The organism is Ilumatobacter sp. (assembly GCF_039969435.1).
Classification (GTDB): Bacteria; Actinomycetota; Acidimicrobiia; order Acidimicrobiales; family Ilumatobacteraceae; genus Ilumatobacter_A.
Genome location: NZ_JBDVNU010000013.1, coordinates 19,158 through 46,018, shown reverse-complemented (window position 1 = coordinate 46,018; position 26,861 = coordinate 19,158). Strand labels below are relative to the sequence as shown.

Genomic DNA, 26,861 nt, shown 5'->3' with positions numbered 1-26,861 from the left:
ATTCATTCTGAATGGATCGGACCGACTCGTTCAGGCGGCGGCGTGAGCGGTGTGTCGTTCCACGTGGGCGAACAGTCGGTCGAACACGTTGGCCCGGTCGAACTGCATGGCGTAGCGCCGTGCGGCCTGGCCCCACCGGGTGCGTTCGCCGCCCGAGAGACCGAGGATCACCTCGGCGAGCGCGTTCGCGATCGCATGCGGGTTGCCCGGCGGCACCATCCGGGCGTGAGGCCCGACCGCCTCGGGGATGCCGCCGGTCGTGCACGTGATGATCGGCCCACCGCCCGCGAGCATCTTCTCCGCGAGTGCGATGCCGAACGTCTCGACGAACTCGGGCCGCGGCTTGCTGGCCAGCACGTACGCCGACGAACCGGCGAGGAGATGAGGTTTCTCGGCGTCGTCGACGTCGTCGAAGAACACGATCCGCTCCGGGTCGGGAGTGGACAGAGCGAGCGCTCGCAGGTCACGAGCCTCGGGGCCGGTGCCGCAGATCACGAGCTTGGTGCGCGAGCGTGCGGCGCTCACTGCGAAACCGTTGATCAGATCGTCGACGCCCTTCGCCCGGCTGAGGCGCGAGAGGAACATCACGTAGCGGTCGCGCTCGAGGCCGCGTCGGGCGAGGCGACGGTCGGTCTCGGTCGAGTCGAGGTCGGTGTAGGCCGACGCGTCGATCGCGGGATACGAGATGTCCACCCGTTCGATGCACTGCTCGGCGTAGCGCGTCCCCCAGCGGCGGTCGACGTCGGTCGCCGCCTGCACGATCAGTTGCTTGGTGAACTCCGACACGGCGACGCACACGTCGTTGGACAGGTAGGTGCTCAGCACCTGTGCCGCCGCACCGAAGCGACCCTCCTGGACGGCGGTCCGCACCACGTTGGTGATGTCGGAGCCGACGGCCTCGGCGATCGTCGTGAGCGGCGCGCACATCCCCGTCGACCGTGCGACACGAGCGGCCTGGGCGACGGCGGTGTCGTGCGGTGTGAGGTACAGCGACATCGCGGTCGTGGGGACGCCTTCGGTGAAGAGTTCGACGAGTCGACCCACGATGCCCGCCAGATGGCGTCCGTCGAGCACCTTGTAGTCACCGACGGCTTCGGGACGTTCGACGGTGATCCCCGGCGAGTACGGCAGCACCGACTCCAGAGGCTTGAGCGGAAGCCCCGACGCCAGGAGTGCGTCGATCGGCCAGGTCACGATGCGCACGTCGTCGAACCCGCGGGTGAGGGCTGCTTCGGCGAGGTTGCGTGCCTCACCCGAGTGACCGCAGATCACCGGGTCGGCGCGCACGACGATCACGAGACGGCGCGTCGGATTCCTCGTTGGAGGATCGGACTCGGGCGCAGGAAGCCCCGGGCCCGTGGCGTCGAGGTGGTCCGAGATCATCGTCATGGTGCGGGCTCCTGGAGTCCGGTCGAAGGGTGGGCGGTCGACGCGACGGTGAACGGCGTCGCGGCGTGCACAGCACCGTCGATCCCGTCGGCGTCGGCGTCGGGTCGAGGGCGTCGGGTCGTGCCCGCCGAGGGTGGTGTGGTGGTGGTCGCCCATGTCGACGGTGTCGGCCCGAGGGTGATGCTCAGCACGCCACCACCGTGGAACTCGCGGGCGGTGAGCCACGAGCGATCGAGGTCGATGCCGTCGAAACGCATCGACTGGACGTACTGCGGCGGGCCGCCGTGCACGGGTTCGACGAAACCCGAGGTCTCGATCGTGAGCGTCGCGTCGGCCAGACGGAGTCGGGCGTGCGCGAACGAGGGGGCGTTCACGAGCACGATCTGTTGGCCGGCCACGGGGAACAGTCCGAGCGACGCCCACACGTACCAGGAACTGAGTCCGCCCGAGTCGTCGTTGCCGGGCAGACCGCCACGTCCCGGGCCGAACTGCTGGTGCACCGCAGCGTGCACGATCTCGGCGGTCCGGTCGGGTCGGCCGAGCCAGTGGTACGACCACGGCGCCTCCATGTCGGGCTCGTTGTTCAGGCCCTCGAAACGCCCGAGTTCGTAGCCGGCGGTGATCTCGTCGAGTCCGGGGTCCACCCCGAGTTGTTTGGCCGGCGGAGCACCGAAACCGAAGAACCGGTCCAGCAGCGCCAGGTAGGCGTCGGGGCCGCCGGCGAGGTCGATCCGTCCGGCCATGTCGTGGACGAGGCGGAACGAGTAGTTCCACACGCCGCCCTCGTAGAGGTTCGAGTGGAGCACCAGGCCGGTGTCGGGGTCGAAGGCGTTGGGCCAGCGCGTGGCGAGCGCGTCGAACTGCTCGGCCAGGTCGTGGTCGCCGACCGAGCGTGCGACGCCGGCGGTGCAGTGGTAGCCGAAGGCGAGGTCGAGCGTGTGCGAGATCGGGTGGACCACGCCGTGCTCGAGGTACTCCTCGCCGAATTGGCGCCGCAGGTCGGCGTCCATGTGGCACAGCGCCCACTCCCAGTCGATGCCCGCAACGCCGAGTGCGCACAGGTCGGCGAGGAAGGTGTGCACGAGAGCGCTGCCCTGGCGCACGAATCGGTCCGCACCGCGGGCCATCCGATACCCGATCGGCAGGTTGCCCTCCTCCTCGGCGACCTTGAGCACTGCGTTCGCGAGTCGGACGGAGCGATCGGGGAACAGCGCCGTCATCAACGGCAGTTGCGTGCGGTAGATGTCCCACATGGTGCAGATGTCGAAGGCGAACTCGCCGGCGCCCGGCCAGAACGGACTCTCGTCGGGTGCGAAGCAGGGCTTGATCAAGGAGTGGTAGAGGGCGGTGGCGAAGACCTCGCGGCGGGTCGGCGACGGCGTGTCGATCTGGATCCGGTCGAGGTGCTCGGCCCACGCATCGGCCGTCTCGTCCCGACGGCGGACGAAGCAGCGACGCGGTGCTCGGGACGCATCGTCCGCCGGCGATTCGTCCGCCGACTCGGATCGCAGGTCGGCGGCGAGGTTGGCGCGTGCCTGGTCGGCGTCACGCAACGAGAACCCGATGCTCAGCTCGACGGTCGTACCCGCCTCGACCGATCCGGTCCAGATGAACCCGAACGAACGCAGTGTGGTCGGGCGGATCGAGTCGAACTGCAGGCGACTCCCGCCCGGCATGAGCCGGTGGTCGTACCAGAGCATCTGTCGCCAGTCGGGGGCATCGGCCACCACGTGGAAGGCGATCGGCACGCCTTCCATCACGACCTCGCCACCGGCGGAGTCGGGGCCCAGGCTCTCGAGTCGCGCCCGCAGGGGGACCGTCGCGCCACGGTCGATGAGCAGACCGCCGTGGGAGCAGTCGAGCACGAGTCGGGCGTTGATGCTCCGCGGGAACGTGTAGCGGTGGACGGCGCTCTTGGGTCCCACCGTGACCTCGCCACGGATCCCGTTCGCGAGTGTCGCCGCGTACCAACCCGGCGACGCGTCCTCGTCGACGATCTGTACCGGCTCGTCGATGTCGTCGAGCAGACCGAGCGTCGGCGTGACCCGCAGGTAGTTGTAGTACTTGCGGATCGCACCCGTGCCCGACTGTTGGAAGTGGGTGAAGCCGGTCGTGACGTGTCCGTCGTGGAGCCGCCGAGGTGGTCCCTCGGTGGAACGTTCGAACGCTCCGTAGCCGGTGGGATATCCCCCCGAGTACGCGCACGCCGACACCATCCCGAACGGATGCGTCGCGCCGGGGTGGGTGTTGCCGACGGGAGGTTTGGGCCAGAACCATGCGGCGGCGAGCCCCGTCTGGTCGGGCAGATCGGTGACACCCGTGCCGATGAACGGGTCGACCGACTCGATCATCGGTGCCGGCGCCGCCCTTCGGTCATGGCCCGAACGTACGGACGTGGTGTGTTGGGAGTGTTTCGCGTCGATGAACGCCGGCGCTCCTCAGCAACGCGTCGGTGGCGGGTCAGTCGAGCGCGGCGGCGAGGCCCTCGGGGTCGGCGACCGACACCCAGAGCGAGGAGTGGTCGTGGAGACCGATCACCCGACGGACCTTGTCCTCGAACTGGATGGACAGGCCACGCAGATGATTGGTGCCGAAGGTGACGCCGTCGTCGCTGAAGCTCAAGCGCACTCCCACCGCCGTGTACCACCGGTGAGGGCCGGTGATCTTCGTGGTGGTGATGTTGGTGAGCGGTGTCTCGACGGAGAAGAGACCGAACGTGGCACGCATCGTCGTGTCGGTGACCGTCACCCCGTCGCGTGCGGTCACCCCGATCGGCAGGAGCAGGGCCCGCCATCGGGCGTCACGCTCGTACGGGAAGAACGCCTCGGCCATGGCGACACGCTACGCCCCGTCGCCGACGGCGTCGTGTCGAGCGCCGTGGGCGCACCGCAGGTCGACCCCGTCTCCGCCGGGCGGCGGCGTCTGTTCGGGGCTGGGTACCGTGCTCGTGTGAGCATCACCTACCTCGCGACGATCATGCAGACGCCTCGGCGGCACCACCTCGAGGTGTTGCGCAACGTGCGCATCGAGGTCGACGACGGCGGGGCGATGGTGTCGATCGAGCCCGTCGGTGCCGGAGCACACGCGGACGTCGTGCTCTCGCCGACCACCGTGCTCCTGCCCGGACTCGTGGACACCCACATCCACGCGCCGCAGTGGCCGCAACTGGGGACGGGTCTTGACCTGCCACTGGAGACCTGGCTGTTCGAGCACACGTTCCCACTCGAATCGAAACTGACCGACCCGGGGTTCGCCGCCGAGGTGTGGCCCGACCTGGTGGCCACGTTGCTGGCCCACGGCACGACCACTGCGGTCTACTACGCAACCATCAGTGTCGAGACCACCACGATGCTCGCCGAGACCTGCGCAACGACCGGTCAGCGTGCACTGGTCGGACGCGTGGCGATGGATCACCCCGACGGCACGCCCACCTGGTACCGCGACCACGACGCGCAGGCGGGTCTGGCTGCGTCGGCGGAGTCGATCGAGCAGATCCGTGCACTGGGATCGGCGCTCGTGGAGCCGATCATCACACCCCGTTTCGCGCCGGCGTGCACCGACGAACTGCTGCGCGGACTCGGCGACCTCGCGGCGTCGACCGGCGTGCGTGTGCAGACGCACTGCTCGGAGAGCGACTGGGAGCACGGGTACGCCTTCGAGCGATTCGCGATGTCCGACACCGAAGCGCTCGACGGATTCGGCCTGATCCGCGACCACACGGTGCTGGCACACGGCGACCATCTGGGTGACGACGATCTGTCCACCCTGGCCGCGAGCGGCGCGGGAGTGGCGCACTGCCCGCTCTCCAATGCGTATTTCGCCAATGCCGTGTTCCCGGCGCGCCGGGCGCTCGAGGCAGGCGTTCGCGTCGGGCTCGGCACCGATGTCGCCGGGGGAGCGCAGCCCGGTCTGCTCACCCAGTGCGCCGATGCCGTGACGATGTCGCGGCTCCTCGACGACGGCGTCGACGCCCGGCTCGCCGCCGACGAGCGCGGGGTGGCCGGGTCGCGCATCTCCATCACCGACGCGTTCTGGATGGCGACCGTCGGTGGCGCCGACCTCCTGGGCCTCCCCGTCGGTCTGCTCGAGGTCGGCCGACAGTTCGACGCCGTGGCGGTGGACACCGCTCGCCCGGGCTCGCCGCTGCGGGTGTGGGACGGCGTCGACGACGACGACCGCACGTTCGAGAAGGTCGTGCGCCTCGCCACACCGGCCGACATCACCGACGTCTGGGTGTCGGGTCGCCGCGTCGCCGGCACCGCCTGATCCGCCAGCGTCGACCGCACGGCTGCGACGAGGCTCGACGTGTGCCGGCTCAGTCCTTCGGTTCGTCGAACTTGCCGGCGTCGAGGTCACCGCTGCCGGGTTGCTCGGACTCGGCGAGGAGTGTTCGACCGATCCAGAACGGCACGATCTGACCGATGGCCAGATTGAGTCCGCCGATCAGGAGGATCACGCGCATCAGTCCCACGTTGCCGCCGAGGTCGTCACGGGTCGACACCGCAACGGCGCGGGCGTCAGCGAGGTTGGTCCGGTAGCCGGCGATGATCACGTCGCTCCCGTCGAGCTGATCGCTCACCTCGCCGACCGCTGTCGCGAGGTCGGTCACGTCGGTTCGCAGGGTGGAGATGTCGGTCTCGAAATCGTCGAGGTCGGACGAGGTCTGTTCGAATTCCTCCGGGAGCAACTCGATCTCGGCGGCGAGGTCGCCGATGGTGTCGCCGAGCCCCTGCTCGGGGTCGTAGTCGGGACCGAACGGGATGTTCGACAGGTCCCCGAGCAGGGAGTCGATCCCGTCGCCCACACCTTCGAGTTCGCGCAGCGTCGTGCCGGCGTCCTCGAGCGCCGGTCCGACGACTTCGGTGAGATCGTCGATCTCACCGATCACTCCGCTCGCCGAGCCGAGCGACTCGTCGACGGAGTCGAGCGACGCAGCGGCTGCGTCGACGGACTCGTTCGTGGCGAGGAGAACGCCGGCAGCGAGATCGAGAGATGCTTCGATCGAGTCGATGGTGTCGATGGTGACGTCGAGCGTCTGACGGCTCGAGTCGTCGAGGCTCCCCACGAGCTGCCACGCCACGACCGAGCCGACCAGAGCCACGACGACGCCGACGGCGGCGACGGCGATCATCACCCGTCCGACGGTGCGTCGGCGCTCGGGTCGATCGAGGATTGGGGTGGATCTCATCGGATCATTCCACGCGCAGCCGACGGGACAGGAAGAACCACGCCAGTCCGACGTAGACGACGGCGCTCGCACCGAGGCCCACCAGGTCGATCAGGGCCGGCTCGTCGCCGCGCAACATGACGTCGCGGAACACGCGCGTGCCATAGGTGACCGGCATGGTCCAGGACAACGCCTTCACCGGGTAGCGGAAGGCATCGAGGTCGAGGAAGAACCCCCCGAAGAAGAGTGCGGCGAGGAGTGCGAGGAGGGCGTACTGGACGGCCTGGGTGTCGGTACGCGAGATCAGTGAGATGCACAGGCCGAGCCCGATCGACGAGACGAGCAGGAGCACGCTGGTCAGCGCCAACCAGCCCACGTCACCTCGGAGCGGCACATCGAGTCCGTAACGCAACGCTGTGAACAGCAGTGCTCCGGAGACGCCGCCGATCAGCGCGAACGCCACGACCTTCCCTGCGATCACCCGGCCGGCACCGATCGAGCCGACCCGGAACAGCTCGAACAGACCCGATGAGCGATCGGTGACGAGGCTGAGGGCGGCAAACGTGAGCACCATGTGCTGGAGCAGGAGTGCCACGGTGCCCGGTGCGAAGAAGTCCGAGATCGACACCGGCGCCCGTTGCAGGTTCTCCGTTGCGCTCGAGAAGGGACGCACGATGATGCGCGGATCGAGGGTCGTCACCGTCGCACCGCTCGCCTGCACAGTGTCGAGCGCTGCGCCGATGGCGTCGATGTCCTCGTCGGAGATGTCGTCGTCGCGCACGGCGTCGGAGACCAACCGTTCGAACTCGTCGGTCGAGGTGGACAGCTCGCCGTAGTCGTCGTCGCCCGAGCCGTTCATCTGCGTCGCGAACTCCTCGGACACGTTCACGATGGTGGAGAGTGCGTTGCCGGTGTCGAGGAGCTCCGACGTGGCAGTGCGGACGGCCTCGTCGTCGTCGGCTGCCACGGCGTCACGGAGGTCGTCGATCGACGCAACCGCGTCCGTGAGGCTCTGTTCGTAGGGAACCAGGAGGCGTTGCGCCTCGCCGACGACTTCCTGGAGCAGGCGTGCGTTGAGTTCCTGGACGGCGACCTGGGCGGACACCTCGACCGTCGTCTGCTGGATCGGGTCGATCTTGTCATGGAGGATCTTGATCTCGGCCTGTTCCCCGGCGAGAACACTCGCCGCCGGATCGGCCGGGAAGATGACGATGAGGTCGGTGTCGCCGGCCGCCAGGGCTCGTTCGGCGGCCACGAGGTCGGTCGTGTACCCGGCGAAGCGGACGTATCGATCGAGTTCGTCGGAGAACTCCTCGATGGAGTCCTCGTACACGCTGTCGGCGGGCCCGACGAACATGGTGTCGAGCACGGTGCGCTGTTGGTCGAAGCCGACGGCGAAGAGCGCCAGCACGAGGAATGGCCCGACGACGAGGATCAGCAGGAGGCGCGGCTGGCGCAGGATCGACGTGAGTTCCTTCCGCAGGACACCGCTGAACTGGATGATCGACCGCAGTCGTCGCGCGACGAGCGGCCGTGCGGAGTTCCGCTTCGATCCGTTCGAACCTGCGTCGGTCGTGGGTCCCTCGTCGACCTCGGATCGATCTGTGGTGGTCATCGAGCGGCCTCGGAGATCCGGGAGTCAGCGATCGTGGCGACGTCGTCGGATGCGTCGTCTCCGACCAGAGCGATGAAGACCTCGTCCCAGTCCGGAGGTCGCTCGGACGCCGCGGCGGGACGTGTTCCGGGTTCGATGGATTCGCAGAGTTCGCCGATCGGTGGCGCATCGTTGCTCACCGTGACGGAGAGGGCGTCCTCCGCGTCGTGCACGACCGCGGAGACGCTCGCGTGTTCGCGCAGCCGCCGGACGAAGTCGTAGCGCAGGACGTGGTCGAATTGCAGGTCGTACAACGTGCCGCCACGGGCGCGGTGGAGCAGGTCGCCGGGCGAGCCGAGTGCTGCCACCCGGCCGTGCGCCAGCATCGCCACGACATCGCAGTTCGACGCTTCGTCCACGAACTGCGTCGAGACCACCAGCGCAGTGCCCGAATCGCGGAGCATGCGGAAGTGTTCCCAGAACCGACGACGCAGGATCGGGTCGATCCCGGCGGTGGGTTCGTCGAGCATCAGGACGTCCGGTCCGTGGACGAGGGCCCCGGCCAGCGCCAGGCGTCGCTTCATTCCGCCTGAGGCCTCGCTGACGAGTTTGCGTTCATCGTCCTCGAGGTCGACCAGCTCCAGCAGATCTGCCACACGACGTTTGCGTGAGAAGCGGACGCCGTTGAGCGATGCGTGGAAGTTCAGGTTCTCGCGGAGCGAGAGTGTGTCGAACAGCACGGGGTGTTGCGGCAGGTATCCGATCCGTGTTCGATCGACGGGGTCCAACTCGGTCGGAGCGGTCCCGAAGATCGTCACATCGCCGGCGTCGGGACGGTGGAAGCCGTTGGCGATCCGGACCGTCGTGGTCTTCCCGCAGCCCGACGGGCCGATGAGACCGAGGATCGTGCCCGGCGACAGAGAGAAACTCATGTGCTCGAGGACCCAGGTGTCTCCGAAGGTCTTCCCGACGTCGTGGAAGGTGATGACGTCGTCGGGCGGTGCGCCGTTCATTCCTCGACGAACAGACCGTCGACCACGTGGACGGTCCCGTCGTCGATGGCGACATCGGATTCGACCACGGTCGCGTCGCCGACGGTGATGGTGTCACCCTCGACGGCGACCGGCAGCGTCATTCCGCCCACGGTCTCGACGGAGGTGACACCGGCAAGCGCCTCGGCGTCGATGCGCTCACTCACCACGTGGTTGCGCAGCGTCGCCTCGAGTCGACCGTCGTCGGACAACAGGTCGGCCATCTGCTCGGCGTCGAGCGTCTGGAACGCTGCGTCGTTGGGCGCGAAGAACGTGAATTCCTCGGAATCGGCGAGTGCGGCGACGTCGATGTCCTGAACCGCCGATGCGATGCTCTCCAGCCCGTTCTCCCGCAGCGCCTCGGACAACGCCGATGCCGCCTGGTCCGCCTCGTCAGCGGACTGTTCGGCGACGTCGCTCGCCTGCTCGACCGAATCGGCCGCCTGGTCGGACGAACCGCAGGCAGCGACGAACGAGAACAGCAACGTTGCAGCGCCGAGGCGCGCCATGGATCGTGTGGAGATCGATGAGATCATGTGGGTCCCTCCAAGTGTCGTGCGGGCAAGTGTCGTGCGGGCCGGATCGCCCGACGTCCGGGGCGAGGGTGAACCCTGTGAGGGAGCGACTCAAACCACCCTGGAGGGTGGAATGAATTGGCGCTGTCAGCGACTCAGATCGTCGCCAACTCCGAGATGATCGTGGCCACGGTGTCGGCGTGGCGGGTGACCTGATCGTCCGGCAGGTCACCCCCGGGGAGTTCGACGATGAAGGCCGCGCCGTCCTGATCCGAGGTCAGCTCGCGTGCCCAGGTGGCGGCGACGCCCGTGTAGACGCCTCCGGCGCAACAGTCCTCGACGGGCAGTCCGCTCAGCTCGGCATAGCGCGCGCGGATGCGGCCGTCGCGACCGTTCGACGGGATGATCAGGTTCGCGTCCTGGTGGTACCACAGCGCCAGATCAGGTCGGAGTTGCTCCATGAACGAGACCATCGCCCGGGTCTCGGGTTCGCTCGCCGGCCCCGCTCCGGCGTACTGGCTGTCGCCGGGCGCTCCGATGGGACCCCAGCGGAGGGGGAAGTTGCGGTTCAGGTCGACCTGGTTGGCGTTCTGGCGGATCTGCGCGAACTGCCCGTCGGGGTTCATCGACGGGACAAGCCAGAGTTCGACGTCGGGGGACAACTCCTCGGCGACCGCCCGGCGGCGGAGATCGTCGACGATCGGGACACCGCCGTCCTCGTTCCCGTGGATCACACCGATCACCAGCACCCGTCGACCGCCCGGGGTCCCGTAGCGCTCGGCCGTGATCTCGCGGCCTTCGACGCTCGTCCCGAGCACGACGACGTCGGCGGTGAGGTCGACGGACTCGGCGACGGTTCCGGCCGGCAAGGTGGACGTCGTCGTCGTGGTGCTCGTCGACGTCGAGGTCGAGGTGGATGTCGTCGACGTGGAGGTGGAAGTCGATGTCGTCGATGCGGATGTCGTCGATGTGGATGTCGAGGCGGATGCGTCCGTCGGATCGGTGGTCGAGGGCGACGGGGTCGTCGTCGGCGCGGCCGGGTCGGCGCTGCCGGAGATCGGAGGCGTGGTCGTGGCCCCGTTCGGATCCGTTCCCGGCACGCCCGACGAATCGGTGCCCGACGAGCAGGCGGCGAGCGCGATCGCCGTCGCAGCCACGCCCGCGAGGAGCCGACGAGCGAGGCCGTCACCGGCGAGGAAGCGGCGCGTGGGCTGTCGCGGTGATCGCATGGTCACGAGTCTGCCGACGCCGACGAGTCGAGCGGCCGAGCGGATGCCGTCAATCGAACAGGCGTGCCAGTGCCGACGTGGTGCGGTTGCGGCCGCGTCGCTTCGCGTCGAGGAGTGCCTCGTCGGCGGAGATCAGGAGTCGCCGCACGTCGCGGAGGCGACCGGCGCTGACGCCGACGCTGACGGTCAGTCGGAGCCCCGGCGCCACCGTGTCCCACTCGTGGGACTCGACCCGTCGCCGGATCCGCTCGGCGGTCTCGTGGGCGTGGTGATCGTCGAGCCCGGGAAGCACGACGACGAACTCCTCCCCGCCGAACCGGGCCAGCGCCGCGTCGTCGGTCTCCTCGCGCAGGATGGATCCCATGACGCCGAGCACTTCGTCGCCGACGTGGTGGCCGTAGGTGTCGTTGACGATCTTGAACAGATCGACGTCGAGCATCAGCGTGGCTCCCGAGTCATCGGACCTGGCGAGTTCGTCGAGGTGCCGCTCCAACCAGCGACGCGACGACACTCCGGTCATCGCATCGGTGTCGACGTCGTCGGCCAGACGCTCGGCGAGCCGGCGGAGCTCGGTCGTCGAACGTTCGAGGTCGGCCCGGCGGGCCAGTTGATGTGCGAGCCGACCCACCTGGGCGACCTGCCACCCGCGCACCCGCTCGGCGAGGTCGGAGGCGTCCTCGAATGCACCGACGACGTCGCCGGCGAGAACGCGCGCCTGGGAGCGACGCCTCAGGGCCCTGACCACGCAGTGGTTGTCGCTGCTGGCCTCCAGGCCGGGAATGGCGGCATCGAGCAGCGCGATCGCATCGTCGTGACGCCCGTCGAGCAGCGCGTCGGTTCCCCGCACGAGGCGGTGCCACGCCACGAGGTCCTCGGCTGCGTGGAGGTACAGGTGCTCGCAGTCATCCATGCCACTGCTGCGCCCACTGATCACGTGATGCGTCTCGGCGCGGAGGCCGCCGGCGAGCATCGAACGTGAGACCTCGTCGAGCCCGTGGGTCGCGAGCCAGTCGGCGGCGGCAACGGCCTCGCCGACGTACTGCTTGCGCCTGGCCACGTCGTCGCTGACGTTGGCCGCCTCCACGCAGATGTAGCCGAACGAGTAGGCGATCGAATCGAACGGGGCGCCGTCGAGCTCGCCCGCCAGGAACGCTCGCCTCCCGAGTTCGACCGCGAGGTCGAACGCCGAGAGACGCATGAAGAAGCCGGACAGCGCGAGCGCGGCACGTACACCCGACATGGCGAGCCGCCCGTCGACGGCCACGGTGTCGACTCCTTCCAGCAGCACGAGCGCATCGACCGCCCGGTCGATCGCGTCGATCGGCTTGCCGGACTGATCGAGGAAGATCGCTGCGAGCGCCGACGAGAAGGCAGCGTCCTCGATCCGTCCCGCGCTGACCAGGAACGCAACGGCGCGGCTCGCGGCAACCGCGGACTCCGTGGCATCGCCCTGACCCTGGAGGGCGATGGCTCGAGTGGTGAAGAGCGATCCGAGGTCGCCGTGGTCGGCGGTGCGGTCGATGGCTGCGTCGATCCGTTCCACGATGGAGTCCTGGGCGCCCAGGCCGCGTCGACGCACGAGGTCGAGCAGGGACTCGGGACCGTCGAAGTCGGACGAATCGCCACGAGGCGACTCGGTGCGGGGGCCGGTATCGCTCGACGTGACGCCTCCGGCGGCCCCGGCGCCGCATGTCTCGTCGCGAACATGCACGGTTGTGCATCGGCACCAATCGGGCGCGCTTGAGCGGTGCCCCGCCCGCAACGACCGGATGTCGTGATCGGTCCAGGTCGCCCGTTCGCACGTCGATCGACAGGCGAACATGAGCTGGGTGCCACGGTGAACATGTTGCGCCGGAGCGGTGCGCTGATCGCCATCGACGACGCCGGTGCCGGGCACTCGGGGCTGCAACAGATCCTGCAGTTGCGTCCGTCGATCGTCAAACTCGACAGGTCCATCATCGAAGGTGTCGATCGTGACGAGTCCAAGGTCGCGATGGTCGAGATGCTCGGCGTGTTCGCGAACCGGGTCGATGCCTGGCTGCTCGCCGAGGGCGTGGAGACCGGTGCCGAGGCGCGCCGCCTGTTCGACCTCGGCGTCCCACTCGTCCAGGGCTACTTCTTCGGTCGCCCGAGCGACCCGTGGTCGCCCATCTCGGACGAACCCGTCCACGATCTGCGCAGTCGTGCCGCAACCGTCGTTGCGGGCCCGACCCTGGGTCGGCTGATGGAGCACGTCACCCCGGTGCGTCGCGATGCGATCCACGCACACGACTGAGTCGGTTCGCACGACACCTGGAAGCCCATCACCGACGAACACGATCGGCCCCTCGGGATCATCGACTCGGTCGCGGCGTTCGACGGCGAGCTGCTCTCCCCGCTCGTCGCGAACATCGAATCGCCTCCCCACGAGATCGCCCACCGCGTCTCGACGGCGGCGGCCGACCCTCACGTTCCGATCGTCGTGATCGACGGACTCGGCAAGTACCAGGGCATCGTGACGATCCGACGTCTGCTCCGCCACCTCGCCGGCGAGGCGTGAGTCGTCTCAGATCGTCCGTTCGATCGTGCGCGCCACGATGTTCTCCAGGTATTCCTGACGGCCGCTCTGCGTGATCGGTTCGACGTCGTCGGCCAATCGCTGCTCGTGGAGTTCGGCGAGCGTGATCTCGCCGTTCATGATCGCCGCGCCATCGGCGTCGTTCCAGCCCGCGTAGCGTGCCGCCCGACACTGCTCGAGTTCGCCGACGTCCAGGAGCCGCTGTGCCGCCAGCAGCGATCGCGCCAGCACGTCCATCGCTCCGATGTGACCGTGGAACAGGTCGTTGCGGTCGGTCGACTGGCGCCGCAGCTTCGTGTCGAACATCAGACCACCCGTGGTGAACCCCCCGCCGCGCAGGATCTCGAGCATGCCCAGCGTCATCTGCTCCACCGAGCGCGGGAACATGTCGAGGTCCCACCCGAGACGGTCGTCGCCGGCGTTGGCGTCGATCGAGCCGAAGATGCCGTTGTTCACCGCAGTGGCGACCTCGTGGTGGAAGTCGTGCCCGGACAACGTGGCGTGGTTGACCTCGATGTTGACCTTGATCTCGTTCTCCAGCCCGTACTTCTGAAGGAAGGCGTAGACGGTTGCGACGTCGTAGTCGTACTGGTGCTTCGTGGGCTCCATCGGCTTGGGCTCGATGAGCAACGCGCCGTCGAACCCGATCGCGTACTTGTGCTCGACGACCATGTTCATGAAGCGACCGAGCTGATCGATCTCGCGTTTCATGTCGGTGTTGAGCAGGGTCTCGTAGCCTTCGCGGCCGCCCCACAGGACGTAGTTCGCTCCACCCAGTCGGTTGGTGGCGTTCATGCACGAGACGACCTGTGCTGCGGCGTAGCGGAACATCGCAGGGTCCGGGTTGGTGGCGGCGCCGGCCATGAAGCGCGGGTGCGAGAAGGCGTTCGTGGTGCCCCACAGCAACTTCGTCCCGGTGCGTTCCATGTGGGCCGCCGCCTCGTCGACCATCTCGTCGAGGTTGCGCGACGACTCGCGGAAGGTGGACCCGGCCGGTGCGATGTCGACGTCGTGGAATGCGAAGAACGGGGCGCCGAGCTTCTCGAAGAACTCGAACGCCGCCGCCATCTTCGACTTGGCGGCAGCCATCGGTTCCATCCCTGCCGCGGCTCCCGAGGCCGTTGCGGGGTTCCACGGACGATCCAGTGTTCCGGCGCCGAAGATGTCGGAACCGTCCCACGCGAAGCTGTGCCAGTAGCAGACCCCGAATCGGAGGTGCTCGGCCATGGTCCTGTCGCCGACGACGCGGTCGGCGTCGTACCAGCGGAACGCCAGCGGGTTGTCGGAGTCGCGACCTTCGTACGCGATGCGTTCGATGTCGGGGAAGAATGCGTCGGTCATGGTGTGTCCTCGTGCTCGATCGTCCCCCGCCGCACTGGCGTGAGGTTTGTTGACTACTGTGACAAACTGGGGAGACAAAGGCAAGGCGGAAGGGAACGAGGTGGAGCGGATGGACTCGAGCACGGGGCTGCGGGCCGCTGATCTGCGCCAGAGCAACCTCGCTGCCGTGATCGGGGTCCTGCGCAGCGGCGACGCATCTCGCTCGGAGTTGGTGGCCGCGACGGGTCTGACCCGCAGTGCGATCGCCGGGCTGATCGTCGAACTCGGCGAGTTGGGGCTGGTGGTCGAGTCCGCCGGCGAGCCGACCGGTCGACCGGGTCGACCGTCGCCGCGTGCGCGCCTGATCCCGGGAGCGGTCGGGGCGCTCGCCGTCGACGTGTCGGTGACGCGACTGGCGGTGGCGATCGTCGGACTCGACGGTCGGGTGCTGCGCTCGGTCGAACGTAGCGGGGAGCGGTCCGATGCGACGCCGACGTCCACCGTTGCCGACATCGTGGAGATGGCGGAGCGGATCGGTGTGGGAAGCAGCGATGGGTCACCGGCGCTCGTCGGCGTCGGGGTCGCGATCCCCGGTCTCGTCCGCGAGCACGACGGACTCGTCGTGGTCGCACCGAACCTCGGTTGGGCCGAGGTTGACATCGTGACGCCGCTGCGGGATGCGTTGACGCTGCGTACCGGCCTGGACCTGCCCATCGGGATCGGCAACGAGTCCGATCTCGGAGCGGTCGCGGAGGCCCGGTTCGGCGCCGGAAGCGGATCGCGCAACATCCTGTTCGTTCACGGCGACGTCGGCGTCGGCGGATCGATCATCGTCGACGGCGGGCGAGTCACGGGTGGGTCCGGATACGCCGGTGAGGTCGGCCATCTCGTCGTGAACCCCGACGGTGTGCCGTGTCGCTGCGGGGGGAGCGGATGTTGGGAGACCGAGATCGGCGAGCGGGTGCTCCTGGGGCGCGCCGGGCTCGATCCGAACGGAGGATGGGCGGCCATCTCGGACCTGATGACGGCGGCGGCACGCGGTGATCGCGAGGTGATGGCGGCGCTGGCGCTGCAGGGCCGATGGATGGGTGTCGGGCTCGCCGGTCTGATCAACGTGCTCGACCCGGAGCGCATCGTCCTCGGTGGCGTTCTCGGCGAACTCCTCGAACTCGTCCGCGACGAACTCGATGCCGAACTCGCACGCCGTCGCTTCGGCCCGTCCGCTCGACGCATCCCGGTGGTCGCTGCCGAACTCGGATCCGACTCGTTGCTGGTGGGTGCCGCCGAACTCGCGCTCGGACCGGCACTGGCGGATCCGTCGCGGTGGGCCGAGGTTGCGTATTGACATCCGTCACTCGGTGGCGCAGACTTGGACAATCGTTTGTTGACGTTCTGTACAAATGCAGACGCGGCAGGGGAACTCCGGAGCAGGGATCCGGGGGCGTGAACATTTCCGAGGGGGAATCATGAACAAGTTGTCCAAGAGGATCGTCGTCGCGGGTTGTGCGCTGTCGCTGGTGGCCAGCGCCTGCGGCAGCGACGAGGCGTCGGAGCCTGCCGCCACCGACGGTGGCACCGAGACCGAGGCACCATCGACCGACGCAGCGACCGAGGCCCCCGGCACCGACGGCGAAGCGGCCGCCGGCGGCAAGGCGGGATTCATCCTGCCCGACTCGGCATCGTCGGCTCGTTGGGAGTCGTTCGACCGGCCGCTGATCGAAGCCGCCTGTGCCGACGCCGGGATCGAGTGCGTCATCCAGAACGCCGAGGGCGACAAGGCCAACATGGCCACCATCGCCGACCAGATGATCGCCGACGGCGTCGGCGTGCTCGCCATCGTCAACCTCGACTCCGAGTCGGGCGCGGCGATCCAGGAGAAGGCCGCAGCGGCCGGCGTGAAGAACATCGACTACGACCGCCTCACGCTCGGCGGCTCGGCTGACGTGTACGTGTCGTTCGACAACGTCGCCGTCGGCACCGCCCAGGGCGAGGGTCTGATCGAGTGCTTCGGTGGCGACACCGAGGGCAAGACGATCATCCAGCTCCACGGTTCGCCCACCGACAACAACGCCACGCTGTTCCGTGAGGGGTACCAGGCAGCCATCGCCGACGCCGGATTCGAAACCGTCGGCGAGGAAGCCGTTCCCGACTGGGACAACGCCCAGGGCGGAGTCATCTTCGAACAGCTCCTCACCGCAGCCGACGGCAACGTCGACGGCGTCCTCGTGGCCAACGACGGACTGTCGCTCGCCGCTCAGGCGGTGCTCGCCGACGCCGGCCTCACGGTGCCCACCACCGGCCAGGACGCCACGTTGGACGGCCTGCGCGCCATCCTCCAGGGCACCCAGTGCATGACGGTGTACAAGCCGGTCAAGGTCGAAGCCGAAGGTGCAGTGGCTGCTGCTGCTGCGCTGCTCGCCGGCGAAGAGGTGGAGGCGTCGGCCACCATCGACAACGAAGTGACCGAGATCCCCTACGTCCAGGGTGAGGTCACCTCGATCTTCGTCGACAACGTGTCCGAGGTGGTCGCCGACGGATTCGTCGACCAGGCAGAACTGTGTGCCGGCCTCGAGGCCGAGTGCGCCGCTGCCGGCATCGAGTGACCACGACGTCGAACTGACGTGACACACTCCGTGCGCCGACTCGCGTCGGCGCACGGCGTGTTCGTCGTCCACCGGGTGGGTGGACGATCTGCGGGGGAGAGATTCGGGGAGATGGGGAAGAACGCACGATGAGTGATGCGACACGAGACGGCGGCGTGCCGATCTTCGAGGCGGTGGGGATCAACAAGAGCTTCGGCCCGGTGCACGTCCTCCACGACGTGGACTTCCGTGTGTACCCCGGCAAGGTCACCGCGCTGATCGGCGACAACGGCGCCGGCAAGTCGACGCTCGTCAAGTGTCTCGCAGGCATCCATCCCACCGACTCGGGGGAGTTCCGTTTCGAGGGTCGACCGGTCTCGATCTCCGGGCCTCGCGACGCCTTCGACCTGGGTGTGAAAGTCGTCTACCAGGACCTCGCGCTCTGCGAGAACCTCGACATCGTGCAGAACATGTTCCTCGGTCGCGAGATGACCAGGATGGGACTGCTCGACGAGCGGTCGATGGAGCAGGCGGCCCGTGACACGCTGGCCTCGCTGTCGGTGCGCACCGTGAAGAGCGTCCGCCAACCCGTCTCGTCGCTCTCGGGCGGGCAGCGCCAGACCGTCGCGATCGCCAAGGCCGTTCTCGGGAACTCCCAGGTGGTCATCCTCGACGAACCGACTGCGGCGCTGGGCGTCGCACAGACCGAGCAGGTGCTCGGCCTCGTCCGGCGCCTCGCCGACTCGGGCGTGGGCGTCGTGCTCATCAGCCACAACATGAACGACGTCCTGCAGGTGTCGGACCGGGTGTCGGCGATGTATCTGGGGCGAGTCGCCGCAGACATCGCGATCGACGATTCGGTTCGTCGCGAGACACTCGTCGAACTGATCACGTCCGGGAGTTCCGGACAGTACGGCGACCGCCGCGTCGCCCAAGTGGAGGAGGTCGGATGACCGACACGGCCGACATCGCCCACACGGCGCCCGACTCGCCGTCGCCCGGAGGCCAGGCCCTCTCCGACTTCGCTCTCGACCAACGCCAGAACTCGCTCGGCGACGTGGTCACCTCGACGATCTCACGGATGCGCTCCGGCGACCTCGGCTCGATCCCGGCGGTCCTCGCGATCGCCGCGCTGGTCGCGATCTTCGGCATCGCACGCCCCGACAGTTTCCTGTCGAAGCTGAACTTCGCGAACTTCCTCGAACAGGCGTCGGCGGTCGTGGTGATCGCCATGGCGGTCTCGTTCGTGCTCCTGCTCGGCGAGATCGACCTCGCCGCCGGCTTCACGGCGGGGGTGTCCGCCGCCGTGCTCGCCACCCGGCTCGCCGACTCGTGGTCGCTCTGGTCGGCTGCCCTGCTGGCAGCTGTCGTGGCCGTCGTGCTCGGGCTGTTCACCGGCTTCATGGTCGCCAAGGTGGGCATCCCGTCGTTCGTCGTCACGCTCGCCAATGTGCTGCTGTTCCAGGGAATCCTGCTCCTGCTGGTGCGCGAGGGCGGCAGCGTGCGGATCCAGAGCGAGCTGGTCAACGACGTCGTCGGTGGCTTCCTCTCGCCCGTCCTGTCGTGGTCCGTGGCGGCACTCGGGTTCGCCGCGTACGCGTTGTCGTCGGTCGTGCGGTGGCGCAACGCCGGGGGTGAGGTGCCCGCCTCGCTCGTGGCGATCAAGCTCGGACTCGCCCTCGTGGCGATCGTCGTGATGACGGCGCTGCTCAACCAGAACCGGGCGTTCCCGAACGCTCCGGCACCCATCGAGGGCATGCCCATCGTGGTGCCGCTGCTCGCCGTCCTCGCGGTGATGTTGAGTTTCGTGTTGGCGCGAACGACGTACGGTCGCCACGTCTACGCCGTGGGCGGAAACGCCGAGGCGGCCCGCCGAGCCGGGATCAACATCGCTTGGATCCGGCTCTCGGCGTTCGCGCTGTGCGGTCTGATGGCCGGTGTCGGTGGCGTGTTCCTCGCCTCGCGGGTCAACTCGGTCGACGCGAACACGGGCGCCAACGACACGCTGCTGCTCGCGGTGGGCGCGGCGGTGATCGGCGGCACGTCGCTGTTCGGTGGACGCGGACGCATGGTCAACGCCGTGCTCGGCGGCATGGTCCTCGCACTGATCCCGAACGGTCTCGGCCTGATCGGCAAGGCCACCCTGTTCGGCAACGAGATCGACTTCGGGAGTTCGGGCGTGAAGTTCGTGTGTGCCGGCCTCGCGCTGCTCGTTGCGTCGTCGGTCGATGCACTGAGCCGCAAGGCCGGGAGCTGAGCCTCGTCGCAGGGGGCCGAGCGGGTCAGGCCTCGAACTGGGCCATCACGAGGTCGAGTCGGGGTCGGAAACCGTCTTCGAGCACGTCGGTGTCGATTCGATCCGCGTCCTCGCCGACGACGTAGACGCCGATCAGCACGTTCTCGTCGGACCACTCCACCTGGCAGTACGGCTCGCCGTCGTCGTATTCCACGCACACGTGACGGAACTGGCCGCCCCGATACGCGTCGGTCTCCTCGACGTCGACGCGAGCGCCCTCGCCGGCGAACTCCTCGGCATAGTCTTCGGGGTCGCGCGGCGCCTCGAGGAGGAACACTCCGGCTCCCAACTGGATTTCGTCGTCGAAGAACGAACAGTCGAGGTACGAGCCGGCGTCCGTGGCGAACGCCGATTCGTTCGTGTCGGTGCGCAGTGCGTCTCTGACGACATCGTCGTCGAGTTCTTGCATCGACGCCTCCACGATCTCCTCCCAGTCGTCGATGGGGCAGCGGACCTCCGCACTGAACTCGTCGTCGGAGAGTTCGTCGTCGAGCGTGTCGGCGATCTCGTCGGCGAACGCCGACGTGTCGAACGGCGCCGGGTCCGAGTTGCAGGCCGACACGGCAACCGCGGTGGCCGTCGCGAGCAGAACGAGCGGAGTGCGTTGGTTCACGACGGCCACGATAGATCGCCGACGTCAACCGGTCGCACGCCCGACGCGGTGCTCAGGAGGCGTCGCGCAGTTCTTCCTTCCACGAGCGGAACCGGTCGTGGACCCGTCCACTCGGCCCGGCACCTTCGGCCGTCCCGTCGGGGAACAGCCGGATCGTGTACTCGACGCCGGTCTGCTCGTGGATCACCCAGTAGCGGGCGTCGACCTTGCGGGCGCCACCCGCTCGCCACAGGATCCACGGTCCGATGCGTCGCTTGTACTCGGCGACGGGTCGGTCGGGAAGGTCGTCGCCGAGCGTGAGCAGCGACTCGGGTGCCTCGATCCACGCGGTCGCCGGGATGTTGCGGTCGCGGATCGGCGTGGGTGGCAGGTCGGCGGTGTGGACCCGGGTGTGATCGGCGGGCCGCTCGTCGTATCTCACGCGCCCCGTCCCGGTGCCGTCCCGGGTGCCGCACGGAGGCCGGGGCACTCGCCGTCCCCCGTCGTGCGTCTCCGGGGTCGTGTGACGCCGGGTCGGACGAGTCGCCGCGTGGGCGTGGTCACCAACCGCGTTCGATCCACTCGTCGAGATGCGGGCGCTCGGTGCCGATGGTCGAGTCGTCGCCGTGGCCGGGGAGGATGATCGTGTCGTCGCGGTAGGTGAACAGACGGCTGGTGATCGAGTCGATGATCGTGTCGAAGTCGCCGAGGTCGGACTTCGTGTTGCCGGGACCGCCCGGGAAGAGCGTGTCACCGGTGAACAGCAGGGGAGTGCCGACCAGTTCGAAGGAGATCGACCCCGGGGTGTGGCCAGGGTTGTGGACGGCGTTCATCCGCAATCTGCCGAACTCGATCACCTCGGTGTCGTCGAGGAACACGTCGTAGCCGACGTCGGCGAGCATGGGTGCGTCGAGCTTGGTCACCGCGACCTCGTAGCCGGCCTCGCGCATCGCGGGCACGGCCTGGATGTGGTCCCAGTGGCCGTGCGTCTCGAGGACACGGGTGACGCCGAGGCTCTTGCAGAGATTGAGCAGCATCTCGTGCTCGTTGGCGGCATCGATCAACACCGCGTCGCCCGTGAGCTTGCAACGCACGACGAACACGTTGTTCTCGTAGGGGCCGACGACGACCTTGTGGACCTCGGCGTCGGCGTTGGACCAGTGCAGCGTGTTCGAGGGTGCGGTTGCCATCGTCCCATTGTGGCACCGCCGTGTCCGCTCGCCGCCGCGAAGCTGCGCGACGGCCTCCCGTCCCAGCGGTACCGTGCGACACGTGGCACGTCGCACGAAGATCATCGCAACCATCGGCCCTGCATGCTCCGACGAGGGCACGATCGCCGACATGATCCGGGCGGGGATGGACGTGGCTCGGATCTCGCTCGCGCACACGCCGCTGGACACTGCGCTCGACAAGCACCGGCGGGTCCGCAAGGTGGCTGCCGAACTCGGTGCGGTGGTCGCGACGATGATCGACCTGCCGGGGCCGATGATCCGCATCGGGCGCACGCCGCGGGAGGGCATCGTCCTGAAGACGGGTTCGACCGTCACGCTCGTGGGCGGCAACGAGGAGAGCACCGCCGAGCGGATCTTCGTCGACTACTCGCACCTGATCGACGACTGCGACGTCGGTGACCGCATCTCGATCGGTGACGGTGAGGAGGTCGTGGTGCTCGTCGACTCGGTGCGCGCCGACCAGGTCACCACCACCGTCATTTCGGGCGGAACGCTCAACGGGCGCGCCGGTGTGAACATCCCGTTCGCCACCAACGACCTCGGTGCGGTCACCGACGCCGATCGCCGGGTGGTCGACCGGTTCGTCGAGGAAGGCGTCGACATCGTCTCACTGAGCGTGAAGGACGGTCGTGAGCTGCGCGACCTCGGGCTCGAACCCCATCCGCGTGGGCCGATGCTGATCGCCAAGATCGAGTCGGCCGATGCCGTGACGGAGTTGGCGAGCATCATCGAGGAGGCGTCGGCGATCCTCGTCGCGCGGGGCGGGCTGGGGATGCAGACCCCGCTCGCCGAACTGCCGCACCTCCAGAAGCGGATCATCCGCGACTGCATCGCCGGGGGTCTGCCGGTGATCACCGCCGGTCAGATGCTCGATTCGATGGTCGCGGTGCCCACCCCGACGCGGGCCGAGGCGACCGACGTGGCCAACGCGGTGTTCGACGGAACGTCCGGCGTGATGCTGTCGGCCGAGACGGCGATCGGGGCGTATCCCGCTCTCGCGGTCGCGATGGCGGCGCGCATCGCCGAGACGGCCGACGACGAGTTCGACCATCAGGGGTGGGCGACCCAGGTCGCCGAACTGCGCATGGCCGGCCCCGACGACGACGACGCCACGATGATCACCGACGCGATCACGATCGCCGCTGCCCAGGCGGCCGAGTCGGTCCACGTGCGGGCGATCCTGTGCCTGTCGGAATCCGGATTCACGGTGCGGTCGATGGCTCGGTTCCGGCCGGGAGCGCAGATCCTCGGGTGCAGCACCAACGAGCGGACCGTGCGTCAACTCGCCTCGAGCTGGGGCGTGGTGCCGATGCTGCTCGAGACCGAGAGCCTCGACTACGTCGAGCGGGTGCGCGTGGCCGTCAACCTCGCCAAGCGGGAAGGCCATCTCGCTCCCGGCGACCTGATCGGCGTCGCCGCCGGCATCTCCCGCGCCGCCCGCGCCACCGACACCTTCCGCCTCCTCCGCGTCACCTGAAAAGGCCACACCACCCGTCGCTACGTGCTGATCACGTCGAATCCGAGGCCCATGGCGGTGCCGATGTGGGTGGGGTCGAACGTGACGAAGCGGATCGGGTCGGGAAGTCGCTGCGCCGCGGCGAAGTGGATCGCGTCGCTGAGTCGCACGGGTTGCGTTCGGGCGAGAGCGGCGGCGCCGTCGAGGCACCGCTGGTCGACCGGCACGACGTGCAGGTGGTCCCAGGCGAGCCGGATCGCGTCCTCCAGATCGAGGCGGACGTATCGGTCGTCGGTCAGCCGGTCGATCGCCGGCAAGGCCTCGGTCAACGCCATCGCCGATGCAGCCCACACGTCGTCGTTCCCCATCGCGGCGATGACGGTCGAGCGTTGCGCACCGTCGACCACCAGCGCCAGCAGCGCCGAGGTGTCCAGCACGAGCGTCATCAACGCACCCCCGAATCGGCCGCCCGAAGGTTTGCGTGACGGTTTCTGCTGCCCTGGCAGCAGAAACCGTTACGCAAACGGGGGGTTGTGAGGAAGGTGGGGGTGGGGGGCGATGACCGCGCTGGGACCGATTCGCGAGTCATCCGCGGAGCTCGCGCAGGACCTGGTCGATGCGGACGCCGGCCCAGACCGTGACGGGTTCGGGAGCTCGCCACTCGCCGGTGCGTCGTGGCGGGATCACGGCACGGCTGCCGATGAGTCGTTCGAGGTCGGGCGCGTCGGCGTCGAGCGGTGCGAGTTGTGCCACCGGTCGGCCCGACGACGTGATCACCGTCCGCTCGCCTGCCGACGCCCGGCGCACGGCGTCGGCCAGGCTGCCGCGGAGTTCCCGGATGCCGGCCTGATGTGTGTCCACATGCGTACACAAGCAGATTTGCGGTGCGTGCGCAAACGCGTGCATCATCTGCTCCATGAACTTTGCATTCACAGAAGAGCAGGAAGAACTGCGCAAGACCGTCCGTGCGTTCCTCGAGAGCAAGTCCTCCGAGGAGGCCGTGCGCGAGCAGATGGACACCGACAAGGGCTACGACGACGCCGTGTGGTCGCAGATGGGCGAGCAGATGGGCCTCCAGGGCCTCGCGATCCCCGAGGAGTTCGGTGGCTCCGGCTACACCTTCGTCGAACTCGGCATCGTGCTCGAGGAGATGGGCCGCGCCCTCCTGTGCGCACCGTTCTTCTCCACCGCCGTGCTCGCGGCGAACACGCTGATCCACTCCGGTGACGACGCCGCCAAGCAGGCGCACCTGCCCGGTATCGCCGCCGGCACCACGATCGCCACCGTCGCGTACGTCGAGCCGTCCGGCAAGTGGGACGAATCGGGCATCACGATGGAAGCGTCGGGCTCGGGTTCCGACGTCACGCTCAGCGGCACGAAGTCGTTCGTGCTCGACGGTCACATCGCCGACCTGATCATCGTCGCCGCCAAGTCCGGCGCCGGCACGAGCCTCTACGCCGTGGCCGGCGACGCATCGGGCCTCACCCGCACGCAGCTGTCCACCATGGACCAGACCCGCAAGCAGGCCAAGCTCGACTTCGACAACACCCCCGCCACGCTGATCGGCGAGGACGGCAAGGGCTGGGAGATCCTGTCGAACGTCCTCGACCTCGTCGCCGTCGGTCTCGCTGCCGAGCAGGTCGGTGGAGCGCAGATGGTCCTCGAGCAGGCCGTCGAGTACGCCAAGGTCCGCGTGCAGTTCGGTCGCCCGATCGGCTCGTTCCAGGCCATCAAGCACAAGTGCGCCGACATGCTGCTCGAGGTCGAGTCGGCCAAGTCCGCTGCCTACTACGGCCTGTGGTGCGCCGCCGAGATGAACGACGAACTCGCCTCCACGGCGTCGCTCGCCAAGGCCTACTGCTCCGAGGCGTACTTCCACGCCGCCGCCGAGAACATCCAGATCCACGGTGGAATCGGCTTCACCTGGGAGCACCCGGCGCACCTGTACTTCAAGCGGGCCAAGAGCTCGGAGCTGATGTTCGGGGATCCGACGTACCACCGCGAGCAGCTCGCCACGCGCATCGGGATCTGAGGTTCGGCCGGCGACCCCGGCGATCCCCTCCTCGACTCGCCCCTCGATCGGAACGACGTCGACTCACGAACCCCCGGCGCCGCCGACCTCACGGTCGGCTCGCGTCGGGGGTTCGACGCGTCGGGGGGTCGCCGATCGGGTCCAGCATTCCGTTCGCTGTCTCGCCCTCCGATCGTTCCTCACTCCGGGACGACGTCATCTCACGAAACCCCGGACCCGATCGGCTCGGGTCGCGCTGGGCCTCGCTTCGCTCGGCGTCTCGCTTCGCTCGGTAGGTTGAGGGCGTGGTCATCTTGTTCGGTGTCATTGCTGCGGTGATGGTGTTCGTGATCGCTGCGGTCGTGGTGGGTCGAGAAGCCCACCGCCTCGATGCGATGGCGCCGCGTGCGGTGTACTCGTTGGAGGAGGCGACGGACTTCGTGTGCGATCGACTGCCGGTGGAGAGCCAGGCCCGTCTCACCCCGGGTGAGGTCGAGCAGTTGCTGACGTTCCACATGCAGTGGTTGCACAGCCAGGGTCTGCAGCCCGACAAGGCGGCCGATCAGCGTCAGCAGATCGCCGACAAGGTCGTGGTGACCGAGGATGCGCTCACGGCGTACCTCCTAGGCGAAGCCGACCGACACGACGTCGACCTGCTCGACGACGTCGATGCGGTGAACGTCGTGGCCGCACACCTCGACTACTTCGAGGCGATCGGCGCCGTCGGCCCCCAGGCCCCGCTCGACGACGTGATCTGAACGGTCGATCCGACGTGACACGAGGCGACACCCGGCTTCTCGTCGTCATCGCCCAGCCCGACGTGGCCGAGGTCGACGAGTTCGTCGCCCTGTTCGACTCGGAGTCGGCGATCGCCGTCGACGTGATCGTCACCGAGTCGCCCGACGACGTCGATGCCGCCGTCGCCGAGGCGGCGAAGCGAGGAGCCGATGCGATCGCGTCGGTCGGGGGAGACGGAGCGATCAACCTCGTCGCGTCGGCGCTCGTGCGGGCGGGGTCCGACATGACGCTCGCGCCGGTCCCGGCGGGAACGGTCAACCTCGCCACCCAGGTCGTCGGACTCGACGACGCCGGCGCGACGGCCGACGCCGTGATCGCCGACCGGTCTCGGGTGATCGACGTGGGGGAGACCGACCAGGGCGTGTTCGTGCTCAACGCGTCGACCGGTTTCGACGCATCGGTCATCGACGACGCCGACGATCACAGCGACGCCCGGTTCGGTCGACTCCGGTTCCTCCGCTCCGGCGTGAGGCGTCTGCGCCGCCAGACCGGTGAGCGGGTTCGGGTCGAGGTCGACGGCGGCGTGGTGTTCGACGGTCGGGCGATGAGCGTCATCGTGATGAACGTCGGCCAACGGGTGTCCGACTCGCTGTACGTCGCGCCCGACGCCGAACCCGACGACGGGTTGCTCGACGTGGCCGTGGTGCGCGTCGACACGGTGCGGCGGATGGCGGCGACGGTCTGGCGTCTGGTGCGGCGACGTAACGTGCCCGATCGCGACGTCGTGCGGGCTCAGGGTGTGTCGATCAGGGTCGACTGGTGGACCGAAGTGGCGAGCCAGCGCGACGGCGATGCCGACGACCCGGTCCGGTCGCTCGCGGCGACCTGCAGACCCGGTGTGCTGCGCATCCACCACGGCTGAATTTCTCGAAACCCGGGGTGACGGCGCACGCAGAGTGTGCTGAAATGTCCACACCAGAGAGAGGAGGTGGTCCACACGATGTCAGAAAATTCGAATGGGACCCTGGAGGTGGTTGGCCGCTAGGTCAACAGGCTGGACCGGCCTGGCGAATCCCCGCCAACCCCGCTGATCTTCATCGCCGCACATGGTCCCGGCGGCGTTCCACCCGATCGTTCCGATCGCACCGGTTC

At 68.3% G+C, this 26,861-nt stretch carries 25 protein-coding genes; 10 read left to right on the top strand and 15 right to left on the bottom strand.

What is annotated here, in order from left to right:
* Positions 1–30: 30 nt before the first annotated feature.
* The 3 genes from ABJK40_RS07270 to ABJK40_RS07260 form a co-directional block, all read right to left on the bottom strand.
* A complete protein-coding gene (locus tag ABJK40_RS07270) occupies positions 31–1,389 on the bottom strand; it encodes a glycosyltransferase (RefSeq protein WP_348482695.1) in 1,359 nt (452 codons plus the stop codon).
* Positions 1,386–3,740 (bottom strand): glycoside hydrolase domain-containing protein, encoded by a 2,355-nt coding sequence (locus ABJK40_RS07265; protein WP_348482696.1) that lies wholly within the window; start codon positions 3,738–3,740, stop codon positions 1,386–1,388. The genes ABJK40_RS07270 and ABJK40_RS07265 overlap by 4 nt, the downstream gene beginning before the upstream one ends.
* Before the next feature lie 109 nt (positions 3,741–3,849).
* Entirely contained in the window at positions 3,850–4,221 is a 372-nt protein-coding gene (locus ABJK40_RS07260; RefSeq protein ID WP_348482697.1) for a hypothetical protein, read from the bottom strand.
* A gap of 117 nt (positions 4,222–4,338) precedes the next feature.
* Between ABJK40_RS07260 and ABJK40_RS07255 the strand changes: the two genes are divergently transcribed.
* Positions 4,339–5,655, top strand: a complete 1,317-nt coding sequence (locus ABJK40_RS07255; protein WP_348510212.1) for an amidohydrolase family protein — start codon at positions 4,339–4,341, stop codon at positions 5,653–5,655.
* A 49-nt stretch (positions 5,656–5,704) separates the two neighbouring features.
* On the opposite strand, the gene ABJK40_RS07250 is transcribed toward ABJK40_RS07255, so the two are convergent.
* The 6 genes from ABJK40_RS07250 to ABJK40_RS07225 form a co-directional block, all read right to left on the bottom strand.
* Entirely contained in the window at positions 5,705–6,577 is an 873-nt protein-coding gene (locus ABJK40_RS07250) for a hypothetical protein (protein ID WP_348481547.1), read from the bottom strand.
* A gap of 4 nt (positions 6,578–6,581) precedes the next feature.
* Complete coding sequence (locus ABJK40_RS07245) at positions 6,582–8,171, bottom strand: ABC transporter permease (protein WP_348481545.1); 1,590 nt, start codon at positions 8,169–8,171, stop codon at positions 6,582–6,584.
* On the bottom strand, positions 8,168–9,163 hold the full coding sequence (locus ABJK40_RS07240; protein ID WP_348481544.1) for an ABC transporter ATP-binding protein: 996 nt from the start codon (positions 9,161–9,163) through the stop codon (positions 8,168–8,170). The genes ABJK40_RS07245 and ABJK40_RS07240 overlap by 4 nt, the downstream gene beginning before the upstream one ends.
* Complete coding sequence (locus ABJK40_RS07235) at positions 9,160–9,717, bottom strand: fasciclin domain-containing protein (protein WP_348481542.1); 558 nt, start codon at positions 9,715–9,717, stop codon at positions 9,160–9,162. The genes ABJK40_RS07240 and ABJK40_RS07235 overlap by 4 nt, the downstream gene beginning before the upstream one ends.
* A 134-nt stretch (positions 9,718–9,851) precedes the next feature.
* Positions 9,852–10,925 carry a M14 family zinc carboxypeptidase gene (locus tag ABJK40_RS07230; protein ID WP_348510211.1) on the bottom strand — a complete coding sequence of 358 codons (1,074 nt, stop codon included), beginning with the start codon at positions 10,923–10,925 and terminating at the stop codon, positions 9,852–9,854.
* A gap of 49 nt (positions 10,926–10,974) precedes the next feature.
* The gene (locus tag ABJK40_RS07225) at positions 10,975–12,636 is read right to left on the bottom strand and encodes a GGDEF domain-containing protein (RefSeq protein WP_348481248.1); all 1,662 of its coding nucleotides are present in this window, start codon (positions 12,634–12,636) and stop codon (positions 10,975–10,977) included.
* Between the two features lie 36 nt (positions 12,637–12,672).
* On the opposite strand from ABJK40_RS07225, the gene ABJK40_RS07220 reads away from it, so the two are divergent.
* Complete coding sequence (locus tag ABJK40_RS07220) at positions 12,673–13,200, top strand: EAL domain-containing protein (RefSeq protein ID WP_348481246.1); 528 nt, start codon at positions 12,673–12,675, stop codon at positions 13,198–13,200.
* A 270-nt stretch (positions 13,201–13,470) separates the two neighbouring features.
* Here ABJK40_RS07220 and xylA read toward each other — a convergent pair whose 3' ends face one another.
* Entirely contained in the window at positions 13,471–14,823 is a 1,353-nt protein-coding gene (gene xylA / locus ABJK40_RS07215; RefSeq protein ID WP_348481244.1) for a xylose isomerase, read from the bottom strand.
* Positions 14,824–14,932: 109 nt separating this feature from the next.
* Between xylA and ABJK40_RS07210 the strand changes: the two genes are divergently transcribed.
* From ABJK40_RS07210 to ABJK40_RS07195, 4 genes are all read left to right on the top strand, one after another.
* Positions 14,933–16,147: an ROK family protein gene (locus ABJK40_RS07210; protein ID WP_348481242.1), complete on the top strand. Its 1,215-nt coding sequence runs from the start codon at positions 14,933–14,935 to the stop codon at positions 16,145–16,147.
* A gap of 121 nt (positions 16,148–16,268) precedes the next feature.
* The gene (locus ABJK40_RS07205) at positions 16,269–17,405 is read left to right on the top strand and encodes a substrate-binding domain-containing protein (protein WP_348481240.1); all 1,137 of its coding nucleotides are present in this window, start codon (positions 16,269–16,271) and stop codon (positions 17,403–17,405) included.
* 128 nt (positions 17,406–17,533) lie between these two features.
* On the top strand, positions 17,534–18,337 hold the full coding sequence (locus ABJK40_RS07200; RefSeq protein WP_348481238.1) for an ATP-binding cassette domain-containing protein: 804 nt from the start codon (positions 17,534–17,536) through the stop codon (positions 18,335–18,337).
* Positions 18,334–19,641: an ABC transporter permease gene (locus tag ABJK40_RS07195; RefSeq protein WP_348481236.1), complete on the top strand. Its 1,308-nt coding sequence runs from the start codon at positions 18,334–18,336 to the stop codon at positions 19,639–19,641. The genes ABJK40_RS07200 and ABJK40_RS07195 overlap by 4 nt, the downstream gene beginning before the upstream one ends.
* Positions 19,642–19,666: 25 nt before the next feature.
* On the opposite strand, the gene ABJK40_RS07190 is transcribed toward ABJK40_RS07195, so the two are convergent.
* The 3 genes from ABJK40_RS07190 to ABJK40_RS07180 form a co-directional block, all read right to left on the bottom strand.
* Entirely contained in the window at positions 19,667–20,293 is a 627-nt protein-coding gene (locus ABJK40_RS07190) for a hypothetical protein (protein WP_348481235.1), read from the bottom strand.
* A gap of 52 nt (positions 20,294–20,345) precedes the next feature.
* Positions 20,346–20,714: a hypothetical protein gene (locus ABJK40_RS07185; protein ID WP_348481233.1), complete on the bottom strand. Its 369-nt coding sequence runs from the start codon at positions 20,712–20,714 to the stop codon at positions 20,346–20,348.
* 118 nt (positions 20,715–20,832) lie between these two features.
* Positions 20,833–21,462, bottom strand: coding sequence for an MBL fold metallo-hydrolase (locus ABJK40_RS07180; protein ID WP_348481231.1), 630 nt, complete (start codon positions 21,460–21,462; stop codon positions 20,833–20,835).
* Between the two features lie 82 nt (positions 21,463–21,544).
* Between ABJK40_RS07180 and pyk the strand changes: the two genes are divergently transcribed.
* Entirely contained in the window at positions 21,545–22,981 is a 1,437-nt protein-coding gene (gene pyk, locus ABJK40_RS07175) for a pyruvate kinase (RefSeq protein ID WP_348481229.1), read from the top strand.
* Between the two features lie 20 nt (positions 22,982–23,001).
* Here pyk and ABJK40_RS07170 read toward each other — a convergent pair whose 3' ends face one another.
* Together ABJK40_RS07170 and ABJK40_RS07165 are read right to left on the bottom strand one after the other, a co-directional pair.
* Positions 23,002–23,406 (bottom strand): type II toxin-antitoxin system VapC family toxin, encoded by a 405-nt coding sequence (locus tag ABJK40_RS07170; RefSeq protein WP_348481227.1) that lies wholly within the window; start codon positions 23,404–23,406, stop codon positions 23,002–23,004.
* A 139-nt stretch (positions 23,407–23,545) separates the two neighbouring features.
* Positions 23,546–23,821: a type II toxin-antitoxin system prevent-host-death family antitoxin gene (locus tag ABJK40_RS07165; protein ID WP_348481225.1), complete on the bottom strand. Its 276-nt coding sequence runs from the start codon at positions 23,819–23,821 to the stop codon at positions 23,546–23,548.
* Between the two features lie 55 nt (positions 23,822–23,876).
* On the opposite strand from ABJK40_RS07165, the gene ABJK40_RS07160 reads away from it, so the two are divergent.
* From ABJK40_RS07160 to ABJK40_RS07150, 3 genes are all read left to right on the top strand, one after another.
* Positions 23,877–24,992: an acyl-CoA dehydrogenase family protein gene (locus ABJK40_RS07160; protein WP_348481223.1), complete on the top strand. Its 1,116-nt coding sequence runs from the start codon at positions 23,877–23,879 to the stop codon at positions 24,990–24,992.
* 284 nt (positions 24,993–25,276) lie between these two features.
* Entirely contained in the window at positions 25,277–25,729 is a 453-nt protein-coding gene (locus tag ABJK40_RS07155) for a hypothetical protein (protein ID WP_348481221.1), read from the top strand.
* A gap of 14 nt (positions 25,730–25,743) precedes the next feature.
* The gene (locus tag ABJK40_RS07150) at positions 25,744–26,631 is read left to right on the top strand and encodes a diacylglycerol kinase family protein (protein ID WP_348481219.1); all 888 of its coding nucleotides are present in this window, start codon (positions 25,744–25,746) and stop codon (positions 26,629–26,631) included.
* The last annotated feature ends 230 nt before the right edge of the window (positions 26,632–26,861 follow it).

Coding starts and splice junctions, on each gene's coding strand:
- ABJK40_RS07250 (WP_348481547.1), bottom strand. CDS start 6,577: ATGAGATCCACCCCAATCCTCGATCGACCCGAGCGCCGACGCACCGTC.
- ABJK40_RS07205 (WP_348481240.1), top strand. CDS start 16,269: ATGAACAAGTTGTCCAAGAGGATCGTCGTCGCGGGTTGTGCGCTGTCG.
- ABJK40_RS07180 (WP_348481231.1), bottom strand. CDS start 21,462: ATGGCAACCGCACCCTCGAACACGCTGCACTGGTCCAACGCCGACGCC.
- ABJK40_RS07210 (WP_348481242.1), top strand. CDS start 14,933: ATGGACTCGAGCACGGGGCTGCGGGCCGCTGATCTGCGCCAGAGCAAC.
- ABJK40_RS07240 (WP_348481544.1), bottom strand. CDS start 9,163: ATGAACGGCGCACCGCCCGACGACGTCATCACCTTCCACGACGTCGGG.
- ABJK40_RS07265 (WP_348482696.1), bottom strand. CDS start 3,740: ATGATCGAGTCGGTCGACCCGTTCATCGGCACGGGTGTCACCGATCTG.
- ABJK40_RS07245 (WP_348481545.1), bottom strand. CDS start 8,171: ATGACCACCACAGATCGATCCGAGGTCGACGAGGGACCCACGACCGAC.
- ABJK40_RS07235 (WP_348481542.1), bottom strand. CDS start 9,717: ATGATCTCATCGATCTCCACACGATCCATGGCGCGCCTCGGCGCTGCA.
- ABJK40_RS07260 (WP_348482697.1), bottom strand. CDS start 4,221: ATGGCCGAGGCGTTCTTCCCGTACGAGCGTGACGCCCGATGGCGGGCC.
- ABJK40_RS07270 (WP_348482695.1), bottom strand. CDS start 1,389: ATGACGATGATCTCGGACCACCTCGACGCCACGGGCCCGGGGCTTCCT.
- ABJK40_RS07195 (WP_348481236.1), top strand. CDS start 18,334: ATGACCGACACGGCCGACATCGCCCACACGGCGCCCGACTCGCCGTCG.
- ABJK40_RS07170 (WP_348481227.1), bottom strand. CDS start 23,406: ATGACGCTCGTGCTGGACACCTCGGCGCTGCTGGCGCTGGTGGTCGAC.
- ABJK40_RS07230 (WP_348510211.1), bottom strand. CDS start 10,925: ATGCGATCACCGCGACAGCCCACGCGCCGCTTCCTCGCCGGTGACGGC.
- xylA (WP_348481244.1), bottom strand. CDS start 14,823: ATGACCGACGCATTCTTCCCCGACATCGAACGCATCGCGTACGAAGGT.
- ABJK40_RS07200 (WP_348481238.1), top strand. CDS start 17,534: ATGAGTGATGCGACACGAGACGGCGGCGTGCCGATCTTCGAGGCGGTG.
- ABJK40_RS07160 (WP_348481223.1), top strand. CDS start 23,877: ATGAACTTTGCATTCACAGAAGAGCAGGAAGAACTGCGCAAGACCGTC.